Here is a 12,943-nt window from a genome sequence, read left to right as displayed (position 1 = left end):
GGGATTAAAAAAGATGACTCCTGATGAATACAGAAGTCATCTTCTTACAGCCTAAGCCCTTTTTATTACGTGTCCATAACTCGGGTTACAGTTCATAACCGAAGAAGCCGTTTTATTATTTTATGAGCAAAATCCCAACCAATTACTCAGCAATAGCTTTTGCTTTTTTCTTACGGTTAAATACTTCATACACCATCGGTACAAAGATCAGCGTGAGCAGCGTCGAACTGATCAAGCCGCCGATAACGGTGATCGCCATACCTTTAGAGATTAGGCCGCCTGATTCGAAACCAAGTGCCAGCGGCAAGAGTGCGCCTACTGTAGCAATTGCTGTCATCAGAATTGGACGCAGACGCGTTCCAGCTGCTTCAAGCAAGGCTTCGCGAACCGACATGCCTTCTTTTTGTTTATGGATAACACGGTCGACGAGAACGATCGCATTCGTTACGACGATACCAATCAGCATCAGCATACCAATCATAGCGGTAACGCTGATCGTTTCGCCTGCGATATACAAGCCAACCAATGCACCAATAACGGTGAATGGCAGTGAGAACAAGATTGCAAATGGTGTTAGTGCACCACCAAATGTGATTACAAGAACAAGGTATACAACAGCGATTGCGGCGAGCATAGCAAGTCCAAGCTGCATAAACGATTCCTGCATATCCTCTGTTACGCCGCCAATTTCGATATCAACACCTGCTGGCAGTTTCAATTCATCAATCATTTTTTGCAGGTCACTTGATACGGCAGCTACATTCGACGAGACTACATCTGCTGTTACTTCAGCATTAATACGGTCGTCAAGGCGCGTGATCGTATTCGGTGACTTGCCTTCTTCAATCGTTACAACATCTTTCAACGCAACGTCAGCACCTGTTATCGGCGACTTGATTGTTACATTTTCCAGATCGGATTTATCCTTGTACGTCTTCGTATCCACTTTCACGTACACATTCACATCTTCATTGTCTTTCTTGATTGTGGTCAGAACCGGATTATCTCTAACAGGGCTAAGCGCCATCGCTACTTGACCTGCTGTTAAACCATATTGGCTCAGCTTTGCACGATCGGCTACAAGACGGTATTGATCATAACGAGCCGACAAGCTGGAATCCACTTTCTCAAGATCCGTATTTGCCTTCAGTTTCGTCATCAGCTCATCAACTACTGGGTCCAAGGAGTCCATATCAGGGCCGTAAACGACCATCGAAATGGTTGAACCACCTACGCCGCCGCCTGCGCCAAAGTCTTGTTCTTTCCATTCGCCTTTACCGCCCAGCTTCTGAAGAAGCGGAACGATTTGTTCTTTCTCATCGGAGAAGTTTTTCATATCTTCATCATAAGTCAAGTTGAACAGGGCTTGCTTCGATGCAGCTGGATTAAACGGATTTGCTCCGCCTACAGCGTACTGTACGATATTGATTCCATCGCGCTCCATCAATTCTTTCTCAGCCGTAAGAGCCATCTCTTCGACCTGCTCCTTCGTTTCACCCGGAGCTGGGTTATACGTCACAATCATCGACTTCTGCTCGTCGCCTGGCAGGAAGCTCATGCCAATGAGAGGAGTCAGCGCAATACTGCCTACCAGCAGCAGAATCGCAATAACGGACGTAATGACTTTATGGTTGAGCGACCAGCTCAGAACACCTTTGTACCAAGTTGCCATACGGCCATGTTTGTCGTGATCTACAGCTTTACCTGGCTTGATGCCGTTACGGAACATCATATGCGCAAGCATTGGTACTACTGTGATGGCAACCAGCAAGGAAGCCAGCAAAGCGAATACAACAGTCAAAGCAAACGGTGTAAAGATTTCGCCTACCATACCTGATACGAACGAAAGAGGCAGGAATACAGCAATTGTTACGATCGTTGAGGACATGATCGGAACAAACATTTCACGAGTTGCATCAAGGATAAGTTCTTTACCCTTCAGCTTCTCGCCTTTTAATGCCATACGGCGGTACACGTTCTCGATTACGACAATCGAGTCATCGATTACCCGTCCTATCGCAATGGTCATCGCGCCAAGCGTCATAATGTTTAGCGTAATATCCATCTGACTGAGAATAAGCAGTGCAATCAGAATCGACAACGGAATTGATACAACAGCGATAATCGTAGAGCGGATATCACGTAGGAAGATCATGATAATAAGAACAGCGAATAACGCACCAATAACCGCTTTAGTGATCATCGTTTCAACCGATTTCTCAATTGGAGCACCTTGGTCAAGAGTAGTTACGATAGTAAGACCATCGTTATCCTCTCCCATTACCTTAATGGCATCCTTCACCTTGTTAACAACGTCTACGGTATTTGCATCCGCCGCTTTAACAATGTTAATACCAATGGAATCCTTACCATTCGTACGGGAGACGGATTCGGCTTTACCTTCTACAGATACCTTCGCCACATCACTTAACTTAACGGATGGCATGAGGATCAGATTGTTCAGATCTTCTTCAGTCGATACGTTACCATCTACAACGACCGTTTTCTCGGAATCGCCAAATTCGAAAATACCAAGCGGAGCTTTCATTGCAGATGCTTGAATAATGCCTTTAACCATATCTTCTGTCAGGCCATGCTGAGCAAGCTTCGCTTGATCAAATTCGATCTGGCCTTGCATCACGTTCTGACCGGAAATTTGCACATCAGCTACACCAGCAATACCTTGCAGCTCCGGAAGAATGCTGCTGTTCACTAGATCCGTCAACTGATCCAAGCTTTGCGAGTCATTAGCAACACTGAGTGAAATAACAGGGAATGCATTCAAGCTGATACGGGATACATCTGGATCTTGTGTTCCTTCTGGCAGAGACAGATCAGCGAGCAAACTCTTAACATCGCTTTCTGCTTTATCCATATCGGTTCCGAATTTATATTGGATAATAACTGATGATGCATTCTCGTATGAAGTCGAGCTAACTGTGTCGACACCTTCCATATTCCGTGTCCGCTGCTCGATTGGTTTCGTTACTTTCTCCATCACTTCTTCTGGCGCAGCACCTGGAAGAACGGTCGTCACGCTGACGATCGGAACTGTAATGTCTGGAAGTGTCTCCATCTTCATGTTCAAGCCTGAATACATTCCGGCGAACAGAACGATTACAGTCATAATCCATAAAGCAAATTTGTTGTTTAATGAAAACTTGATAATGCTCTTCAACCTTTTCCCACTCCTTCTCTAATATCTATACTTTGAACCGGTATCCGACTCCCCATATCGTCTCGATATATTGCGGATTCGACGGATCATGTTCAATTTTTTCACGCAGCCTCCGAATATGAACCGTAACCGTAGCTGCGTCGCCGTTCGAGTCAAGACCCCAAATCCGTTCGAACAACTCTTCTTTCTCAAACACCCGATTTGGATGCGCCGCAAGCAACAGAAGCAGATCATATTCCTTGGACGTCAGCATTGCTTCCCGGTCATGAATCGTTACCCGCCTTGACGTTTTATCAATCAGCAAGCCTCGAATACCAATCTGTTCATGGCTATCTCCCCGATCAGCTGTTAACCTTTCATACCGAGCCAGATGAGCCTTCACCCTTGCCACCAGCTCGCTTGGACTAAAGGGTTTCGTCATGTAGTCGTCCGCCCCAAGACCAAGTCCTCTGATTTTATCTATATCTTCCTTCTTAGACGTCACCATCAGAATCGGAATGTTATGCGATTGCCTAATCTGCCGGCAAATTTCGAATCCGTCCAGCTTTGGCAGCATGACATCCAGAATAATCAAATCATACGAGCCCTCTACTGCCTTCTGCAGCCCAACATCTCCACGCCCTTCAATCTCGACGGAGAAGCCGTGACTCTCCAGGTAGTCCCGCTCCAGCTCGGCGATCGCCTTCTCATCTTCAATGATTAGTATGCTCTTCATGCTCCATCACCGTTCTAACCGGCACCGCTAGGGGAAGAAGCAGGCAGAATCTCGCTCCGCCAAGTTCACCATTTTCCGCCCAAACCGCACCGCCATGCCCTTCAATAATTTGTTTGACGATTGCAAGACCTAACCCGCTGCCCCCTGTTTCGGAATTTCTGGATTGCTCCGCCCGGTAAAAGCGATCAAAGATATAAGGCAGATCATCCTTATCAATCCCAGGCCCCGTGTCTTCAACGGTGATCAGTACCTGGTTACCTTGCTCTTCAACTGAAACATGGATACTTTTATGCACTGCAGCAGGCAGTTGTCCCATATATTTCTCACTGTTATTCAAAATATTCGTTACAACACGGCCAAGCTTGTCCGGATCGGCAGTAATAAGTATTGGCTCAGTAAGCTCAGCGGCATAATGGAGTGATATTCCAGACTTTTCCATGTCAAAACGCTGTTCTTCCAGAAAATGCTCCAAATACCGGCCAATATCAATCGTCTTGAAATCATAGGCAACCTTATGCAAATCCAGCTTTGAAAATAGAAACAGTTCGTCAATCAGTTGATCCATGTCAGTCGCCTTATGATAAATCGTCTGCATATACCTCTCACGCTTCTCGTCGGTATTTGCAATACCGTCTCTAATCCCCTCAACATACCCTTTAATGGCCGAGATTGGTGTTTTCAGATCATGTGAGATATGGGACAAGAGCTGCTTTCGATTCTCTTCGTACTGCAAGCTTTGATCAATGGACATCTTAAGCTGAAGCCTCATGGCCTCAAACGCGGCAGCTAACTGACTAACTTCTCCTTTGCCCTTGACTACAACCTGCTGAGATAAATCACCGTCTTTAATCTGCAGCGCAGCAGCCTTCAGCGCGTGAATCGGTCGAATGATACTACGGGAGACAAAATAGGTCAGGAGCAGACTCGTCAGTCCGACAAACGCACTAAATATCAAAGCGCCTACCGGCCGCCATAGAGGAGGTACAACATCATTACGTCTGAGGAGAATCATCTCCCCTTGATGTCCATCAGAATAGACGAAGGAAATCTCATTCGTTAAAAATCTAAAAGCTTTGAACGATACCGATTCAGGCGAGCTGTCAAATAAACGTTGCCAGTTCTCATTCGGTGCCAGCTCTTTCAGGAATATCGGAACATCAGAGACGACACCATCTTTGGCTATGATGAGACCTGACCATTGCTCAGCCAGTCTACTCTGCAGGTTCTCAATATAATCGGGAGACGAAAGCTTATCTGCATCATTCTCGATCACATATTTCATCTCACCATAAATGAGGGACTGGTTCGTCTTCTCCTCTTTCTCCACACGGAAATAATCCCGAAGATCCTGCATCCCCCCTGCATTAAGCAAGAAAACGATAAAGCCTGCAATAAGCACCATCGGAAGAAAAACCATTGCCAAATACGACATGTACAACTTTACTCGAATGGACAAACGATATTCACCCTGACTAAAGCAAGTTATTGAATCTATCGTTTATCATAACGCTGAATTCTAAACGAACTCGTAACCATTTCTTACAAAGTTCTTACAAATGGGGCAAAGTGACAGGCAATGACACAATAAATTCAGTCCCATGCCCAAGCTCGCTTTCGACTCTCACTGTGCCATGATGCATCTCTACGATTTTCTTCACCAAAGAAAGTCCTAGCCCGTTGCCCCCTGCTTTCCTGTTCCGTGCCTTGTCAGCCTTGTAAAATCGTTGAAAAATCTGTTCTTGCTGGTCCTCGGCTATGCCAATACCCGTATCTTTAATCCGGAATTCCACATGATCAGCCGTCTGACTGAGCTTGATATCGATTTGACCGCCTTCAGGAGTAAACTTAATGCTATTGCTTATTAAGTTGATCCAAACCTGACTCATAAGGTCTTCATCTGCTTCAACATAAACATCCGTTAAATCCGCAGCAAGATCAATCGATTTGCTCACCCATTGAGGCTCGCAGGAGAGAATGAGTGTACCAAGCTGCCGGTCCAGCCGGTATCGCTTTGGTTCGAAGGGATGCTTCTCTGAATCCAATGAAGCAAGGCGGAGTAAATTCTCACTAAGCTTTGACAGCCTTGAGCTTTCGCTTTCGATAATACGTAAATATTTGCTTCTGGTGTCAGAATCAATCGATTCATTTTGCAGTGCACGCGCAAAACCGCTGATCGAAGTCAGCGGCGTTTGAATCTCATGAGAGACGTCGGAGATGAATTCTTGCCGAAGCTCCTCCAGCTTCTCAAGACCGTCAGCCATTATATTAATCTCGGTCTGAAGTTCCTCATATCTTGGGTCCGTTCTGCCAAAATCAAGTCGAACCTTAAAATCCCCTTGGGCAATCCGCCTAAGTGCATTTTTCATCGAATCCGAAACTTCTTTTTGCTTCTTATGGAAAAACAGCCTCCCAATGATCTGGATCACAGTCCCCATTAAGAAAAATCCAAACAATAAATTAAGCAGTTGTGCAACATAATGATGAGGAGTCCAATCAATTTTGTTATATAACCAGTAACTGAAATAATAAGCAGCAGTCCAGCAGCTCGTAATAAACAGCATCATAAGGCTGACTTGACCAATCCTGATTAAAACTTTAAGAAGAGGCTTCAGCTTTTCTTTCAACCCTGCACCTCCAGACGATAACCGAGTCCGCGGATCGTGGTAATTCGGAAAGTATGCATCGCTTCTGGGAAGCGCTCCCGAAGACGGTTAATATGCACATCAAGTGTCCGTTCGTTGCCTTCGAAATCGTATCCCCAGATCTCCTCAATCAATTGACCGCGAGAGAAGGATTGGCCTGGATAGCTGGCCAGCTTGAACAGCAGCTCAAATTCTTTAAGTGGAAGCGTCATACTCAGCCCATTAGAAGTAACCACATACGTCTTCTTATCAAGGGTTAACTCCCCCACTTGTACGGATTGTGAGGAGGAAATCCGGTATCGCTTGAGCAACGCCTTCACACGTGCGATTAATTCAAGCGGTTCAAACGGCTTAACCAGGTAATCGTCGGCACCAAGCTCGAATCCCTTTAATTTCTGAGTCGTTTCTCCCTTTGCCGTCAGCATGAGACGAGGCAGATCATAGTGATCACGAATCTCGGCGCATAATTCCCAGCCGTCCATGTTCGGCATCATGACATCCATCACAACGAGATCAGCTTTAGCAGAATCAAGAAGTGCCAGCGCCTCTTCACCATCCGAAGCCTCAATGACCTCAAAGCCTTCTACTTTCAAATAATGACTAACCAGCTCGCGGATGTGTGCATCATCATCTACCACCATAATTGTTGCCATCCTTGCTCTCCCCCTTTATCTAATTATCCTGCTCCAAACGCAGCTGTTGATTAGCAAACTCACGGTACAGCGCATGAGAGTGTAGTAACTCGTCATGTGTTCCTCGTCCCGTAATGGTCCCTTTCTCTACAAACAGAATCTGATCCGCATCCACTACAGTCGATAATCGATGGGCAATCACTAACGTTGTCCGTCCAACCATCAAGTTATCAAGCGCCTGCTGGACAACAATCTCCGATTTACTATCAAGACTTGAGGTCGCTTCATCGAGCATCAGGATTTGAGGATCTCGCAAAATAGCCCTTGCAATCGCAATCCGCTGCCTTTGCCCGCCGGACAGCTTAATTCCGCGCTCACCAACCTCCGTCTCGTATCGATCGGCAAGCTCCTCTATAAATACATCGGCATACGCCATCTTAGACGCCTGCTTTATTTCTTCCTCCGTCACTGCTCTGTCCGTGCCATATATTAAATTATCTCGAATCGTCCCCGCAATAATTGGACTTTCCTGTGAGACATAACCAATTTTGCTCCGCCAGGAATGCAGCGACAGGCTAAAAATATCCTCCTGCCCGATCCTCACATTTCCCTGCTTAGGCTTGTAGAAGCGCTCCAGAAGCGAGAACAGGGTTGTTTTCCCGCCTCCACTAGGACCAACAATAGCAGTAACTGTACCCGGCTGAAGGGTAAAATCAATATTTTGCAGCACCTCTTCATGATCCCCATAGGCAAACGTTACATCGTCGACAATAATGGGTTGTCTCGCATCTGCCAAATCATGACCCTTATGGAGTGGTTCCTCATCCGCATGCAGCGTAGCAACAATTCGTTCTGTCGCGCCGATTGCTTTCTGCATTTGAGTGAAAAATTGCGAGATCTGATTAATTGGAAACACAATTTGGATCAGATAAAGAATAAATGCAACTAGATCGCCAGCCGACAACTCGCCCGCAGAAACGCGCATGCCGCCGTACGCAATGATTAGCACCAACATCCCCATCATAACCAGCCCTACGATCGGGAAAATAACCGCCTGAAGCTTACCTTCACGTATCCCTAATTGAAGCAGCTTGCTAATGGAACGTTTGCCGTTGTTGTATTCATAGTCTTCTGCATTTGATGCCTTTACTAATCGGATCTCCGATAACGCTTGATCGAGCACCGTTGTAAAGACGGCTGTCTCATCCTGCATCTCTCTTGAAAGCTTCGTCATCTTCCTGCCGACTGGAATAAAGATAATCATCGCAACCGGCACAGCCGTAAGCATCAGCAGCGTCATCTTCCAATCGAGGAAGAAGAGGATCGTTACCGCACCTGCAATTGAGATAAGTCCGTTGAAAAAGCCTGTTAGATGCTCGGTGATCAGCCCTTTAACGATGCCTGTATCATTAATAACCCGGCTTACTGTATCACCTGTACGATGTTTATCGAAATAAGGAATAGTCAGCACGAGCAGCTTCTTCCATAACCGATCACGCAAACGTGCGACAACCGTCTGACCTATCCGGTTCAGCATGTAGATTGATATGCCGGCAGCAGCTGCCTGCCCTAGAAACGCACTGGCAAGCAGTATAATTTGAGAGGTGCTAATATTTGTAATCGAGAAACTATCGACGACATTTTTCGTAAATAACGGTACTGCCAGCCCAACAACTGTAGACATGACGCTTAAGCAAATGGCTATTCCAAGCATCCATTTGGATGGTTTTGTCTCCATCATCATCTTCACAAACGGACGCCAAGTGCCTCCGCTCTTACGCTTGTTTTCTTCTTGCTTCATCGTATTGATTCCACTCCTCATGACTTTCTTCTGTTGCTTAAGAATACATCGTCATTGTAAACCCAATTTAAACGAAAAGACGCCAGAGCAAAGGCTGCTCTGGCGGTGTGGTAAGACTTATTGTATTCAGCCGGACAGTCACGCCATCCTTATTGGGAAAGACGAAGGGCCAGGTTGTACATTTCCATATTAAAAGGTTTTTTCGTATTAACAACCGTATCGATATCAGTAGTTACAAGCTCGCCGCGGATAATACCGCAAGCTTTGCCGGATTCGCCGAGCATCAGCTGATGAACGGCAAAATCGCCTAGACGGCTTGCCAAAATCCGGTCCATCGCTGTTGGTGTGCCGCCACGCTGAATGTGACCAAGAACCGTTACGCGAGGCTCAAGTCCACAGCCCTTCGTAATTTCTCTAGCAACATCCTCGCCTTTGCCCGAACCTTCAGCAACAACTACGATACTATGACGCTTGCCTTTTGCGAAGTTGCTCTTCATACGCTCAGACACTTCCGCCATATCAATCGGCACTTCAGGAACAATAATCGTCTCCGCACCACTTGCAAGACCGGCATACAGAGCGATATCGCCGCAATGACGGCCCATAACTTCAACAACCGACGAACGTTCATGCGACGACATGGTGTCACGGATTTTGTTGATCGCATCAACAACAATGCTGACTGCTGTATCGAAGCCAATCGTGAAGTCCGTAAACGGAATATCATTATCGATTGTACCTGGCAGACCCATTGTCTTAATACCAAGCTTGCACAATTTGTTTGCACCTTGATAAGAACCATCGCCGCCAATAACAACAAGGCCGTCAATACCGCGAGCACGCAGCACATCAGCACCACGCTGTTGGCCTTCTGGTGTCATAAACTCTTTGCAACGGGCTGTTTGAAGAATTGTACCGCCACGTTGGATAATATCGCCTACGCTGCGAAGATCCATTTTGAACAGATCATCATTAATCAGACCTTGGTAACCACGTTGTACGCCATATACTTCAATTCCATTATACAGAGCGCTCCGGACTACGGCACGAACAGCCGCGTTCATCCCCTGAGAGTCGCCTCCACTAGTTAATACAGCAATTGATTTTACAGATGACATAATCATTCCTCCAATAATATTATCTAAACCTGTAGTCTTCGAATCCAAACACTGTTAATCCAAAAAAACAGGCGGGTAAGCGGGCTTTTTTTCATCAGCTTGCGAGATGCTGCCTTCACATCTGATTGTGTTCGCACCTTAGGATCGGATAAATAAAGAGCTAACAGCCCTTCAATAATAAGCCGATGGAACCCGGACGCCGGGAGTCTCTTCACATCTTCTCTGGCCCGATTTACGATTGTCACAATGCGTTCGACTAGCTGATGCTGATTGTCATAGTAATGACAGAAATTCAAATCCCCACCGGCGAGATCCTCTTCCTGATCGATTAAGTAATCGAGCATAATATGCAGGCTGCACACATGTGGAAAATATATATTTTTAATTGCTTCCGCGTCTTCTGGAGATAGATTCTCTTCACTCGCCGCAGTAAACAGCATAAACATGCCTAGCGTCGAGCCGGTCGCGGCCGCAAATTCATTCCAATACAAATTAGAATAGCGCTTAGCATGCTTGTCCCACCAAGTGAGCAGACGCTCCTCCCGCAAATCCTGCCTGATGTGCTTATAAACCTGAAGATCGCTGTACAGTCCAACCAGCTCGGCAACATAAGGCTCAACGATAGAATAGGAAGGAAGCATTGAAACACAGTGTTGACATAAATTTACCAAATGATGCAAATACCCACCATCATTGCGTTCCGTACGTAAAGCATAATAGTCCTGCATTGGTGCGGTTGGATTGATCGCATCCAGCATCGATTGATGCAGCAACCTGAAATCATCCGGATCCAACGAGGTGCTGCGATCACATAGATTATCCAGATAATCACTTATCGTTTGCAGCGCTACAATAAGCGGTATAAGAACATACCGCTGATCCAGATTCATTGCGGCATAGATGGCACCGCCCTGGCAATGAAATTTCTTGCTGTCCATGCTTTGGAGCGCTTGGGTCCGAAGCTCTGGATCCGGAATCTGTTCAGCTATTCGACGCAGCTTACGCAGCTCGATATTCACCTCAGGCAATATGTACTTATAGACACGATGCATAAGGATGAGAGGGTTTTCGGGTACCCGATTGCCAGCCACTGTTGATGAATTCACAAGGCACCCCCTTCATAAACAGCATTAAGAATGCCGGCGAGAATCTAACTCCTGATTCGTCCGGTACCAGATATGCAAATCGTTAATCCGGCTCGCATATTCTGCAATCTCCGCATTAATTCGGCAAGACTCTTCGAAATCATCTTCCTCATACAATTCATTCTGCTTGTGGTTAATGATTCGTTCAAACTCCATAACCCGATCCGGGATTGTTCCCCTAATGAGCTCCCATTGCTCTACTATGTCCATCTGCTCTGCGGAGTCGTAATGCTCCCAGTCAACTTCCAGGACAGGTAACGCAAATCAACAGCCTCTCATTCCACTCGAACCGATACATCAACATTCGTGAACCTCCAGACAATAATGTACCATTTCAACAAGCAATAATCCAGCACATCATGCTATACTGGTTAACAATGTTGTTTTTGTAAAGTACATGCTTACGAAGTAAGAATTATCGCAAAGAACGCGCGTTAATTCTTTTCAGGAGGAAATCTCATGGATCATTCAGACAACACGGCGCCTTCCGTTGCATCGGCTAAACGGGATACCCTCTCTCTAAGGGCCTTCAGCTTTTCGATGTATTCGACGCAGGCTCTTCTTATTTCCTATATCCCCTTATATTTTATGGATCAAGGTTTCTCTGCTCATCAGATCGGCATCATTTACTCTACAGGTCCATTTATTTCAATCTTCGCTAATCTGCTGATGGGCATGGCGAGCGACAAGTTCCAAACGATCAGGAAGCTGCTAACTCTGCTGTTATTCGGGCAGCTGGCGATGCTCTCATTGCTGTTCCCGGTTCATCATTTTGGACTGATCTGTCTGGTCATGACGGCATTTTACTTCTTCCAGACACCAATGAACCCGCTCAGCGACAGCTTAATATTACTTGCCAGCCAGCATATCAAAACACCGTATGCACTCATTCGTATCTTTGGTTCGCTAGGCTTTGCGGTATCTGCATATCTGTTTGGCCTGATCTTGAAGGAGATCGGATCAGTATGGACGCTGCCCTTAGGCTTATGTACGATTACCATTACGATACTATTGTCCTTCTTGTTAAAGGATTATCGCGGAAGCACGCGAAAAATCGAATTTTCCGGCTTCCTCAAATTGCTTCGTAAACCCGAGGTCTTATTCTTCTTCTTCATTATATTACTTGTATCGATCAGTCATCGGATGAACGAAAGCTTCCTGGCTGTCGCGCTGCGCCAAATGGGAGCTACGGATTCACAAGTCGGACTAGCCTGGTTGTTCTCTGCGGTAAGTGAAATTCCGGTATTGTTCCTTATGGGCAAGTACGGACATAAATTTAAGGAACTGCCGCTGCTCATCTTTGCCTGCCTTATGTATATGCTGCGCTTCTGGTTAGCCTCCGAGCTGGATAATCCAGTAGCTGTGCTGAGTACGCAGCTGATGCACAGCGTAAGCTTTGGCATCTACTTTTCTACAGCGCTTCGTTACCTATCGAATCTGATTCCTGATGAGTATCGCTCTTCGGGGCAGGCCGTTTATGCGGTCGTATGGTCGGGACTAGCCGGGCTAATCAGCGGTACGGTTGGCGGATTTATATTCGAACACTATGGACGTAGTGCTTTTTATCAGATTGGTGCGGCATTAGCCCTCTTATCGGCGATCCTGTTTTTAGGCAAGCATTTGTTTGAACGGAATCGATCATAGCGAAAATAAAAAGAGATCCTCTCATAATGAGAAGGATCTCTCTTGCTCTCTTGCGTGCTTATAAGTCT

10 protein-coding genes are annotated in these 12,943 nt (G+C 46.0%); 1 reads left to right on the top strand and 9 read right to left on the bottom strand.

What is annotated here, in order from left to right:
- Positions 1-142 precede the first annotated feature (142 nt).
- From FHS17_RS19285 to FHS17_RS19245, 9 genes are all read right to left on the bottom strand, one after another.
- Positions 143-3,178 carry an efflux RND transporter permease subunit gene (locus FHS17_RS19285; RefSeq protein WP_167280039.1) on the bottom strand — a complete coding sequence of 1,012 codons (3,036 nt, stop codon included), beginning with the start codon at positions 3,176-3,178 and terminating at the stop codon, positions 143-145.
- A gap of 25 nt (positions 3,179-3,203) precedes the next feature.
- Positions 3,204-3,893, bottom strand: a complete 690-nt coding sequence (locus FHS17_RS19280) for a response regulator transcription factor (protein WP_167280038.1) — start codon at positions 3,891-3,893, stop codon at positions 3,204-3,206.
- Positions 3,871-5,349 (bottom strand): sensor histidine kinase, encoded by a 1,479-nt coding sequence (locus tag FHS17_RS19275; RefSeq protein ID WP_167280037.1) that lies wholly within the window; start codon positions 5,347-5,349, stop codon positions 3,871-3,873. Before FHS17_RS19275 ends, FHS17_RS19280 begins: the two co-directional genes overlap by 23 nt.
- A gap of 94 nt (positions 5,350-5,443) precedes the next feature.
- The gene (locus FHS17_RS19270) at positions 5,444-6,517 is read right to left on the bottom strand and encodes a HAMP domain-containing sensor histidine kinase (RefSeq protein ID WP_243865430.1); all 1,074 of its coding nucleotides are present in this window, start codon (positions 6,515-6,517) and stop codon (positions 5,444-5,446) included.
- Positions 6,514-7,188, bottom strand: a complete 675-nt coding sequence (locus FHS17_RS19265) for a response regulator transcription factor (protein ID WP_167280036.1) — start codon at positions 7,186-7,188, stop codon at positions 6,514-6,516. Before FHS17_RS19265 ends, FHS17_RS19270 begins: the two co-directional genes overlap by 4 nt.
- A 19-nt stretch (positions 7,189-7,207) precedes the next feature.
- On the bottom strand, positions 7,208-8,968 hold the full coding sequence (locus FHS17_RS19260; RefSeq protein ID WP_167280035.1) for an ABC transporter ATP-binding protein: 1,761 nt from the start codon (positions 8,966-8,968) through the stop codon (positions 7,208-7,210).
- A 149-nt stretch (positions 8,969-9,117) separates the two neighbouring features.
- Entirely contained in the window at positions 9,118-10,086 is a 969-nt protein-coding gene (gene pfkA, locus FHS17_RS19255; protein WP_167280034.1) for a 6-phosphofructokinase, read from the bottom strand.
- A gap of 23 nt (positions 10,087-10,109) precedes the next feature.
- Positions 10,110-11,138, bottom strand: coding sequence for a tetraprenyl-beta-curcumene synthase family protein (locus FHS17_RS19250; RefSeq protein ID WP_167280088.1), 1,029 nt, complete (start codon positions 11,136-11,138; stop codon positions 10,110-10,112).
- Positions 11,139-11,216: 78 nt separating this feature from the next.
- Positions 11,217-11,441, bottom strand: a complete 225-nt coding sequence (locus FHS17_RS19245; RefSeq protein ID WP_341805862.1) for a hypothetical protein — start codon at positions 11,439-11,441, stop codon at positions 11,217-11,219.
- Positions 11,442-11,690: 249 nt separating this feature from the next.
- Here FHS17_RS19245 and FHS17_RS19240 point away from each other — a divergent pair, with 249 nt between their 5' ends.
- Entirely contained in the window at positions 11,691-12,875 is a 1,185-nt protein-coding gene (locus FHS17_RS19240; protein ID WP_167280033.1) for an MFS transporter, read from the top strand.
- The last annotated feature ends 68 nt before the right edge of the window (positions 12,876-12,943 follow it).

Source organism: Paenibacillus lupini (genome assembly GCF_011761355.1).
GTDB classification, from domain to species: domain Bacteria; phylum Bacillota; class Bacilli; order Paenibacillales; family Paenibacillaceae; genus Pristimantibacillus; species Pristimantibacillus lupini.
Note: the sequence above shows the minus strand (reverse complement) of the source record. Positions and strands in the feature narration are given on the sequence as shown.

Coding starts and splice junctions, on each gene's coding strand:
- FHS17_RS19280 (WP_167280038.1), bottom strand. CDS start 3,893: ATGAAGAGCATACTAATCATTGAAGATGAGAAGGCGATCGCCGAGCTG.
- FHS17_RS19265 (WP_167280036.1), bottom strand. CDS start 7,188: ATGGCAACAATTATGGTGGTAGATGATGATGCACACATCCGCGAGCTG.
- FHS17_RS19260 (WP_167280035.1), bottom strand. CDS start 8,968: ATGAAGCAAGAAGAAAACAAGCGTAAGAGCGGAGGCACTTGGCGTCCG.
- pfkA (WP_167280034.1), bottom strand. CDS start 10,086: ATGTCATCTGTAAAATCAATTGCTGTATTAACTAGTGGAGGCGACTCT.
- FHS17_RS19250 (WP_167280088.1), bottom strand. CDS start 11,138: ATGCATCGTGTCTATAAGTACATATTGCCTGAGGTGAATATCGAGCTG.
- FHS17_RS19245 (WP_341805862.1), bottom strand. CDS start 11,441: ATGGACATAGTAGAGCAATGGGAGCTCATTAGGGGAACAATCCCGGAT.
- FHS17_RS19240 (WP_167280033.1), top strand. CDS start 11,691: ATGGATCATTCAGACAACACGGCGCCTTCCGTTGCATCGGCTAAACGG.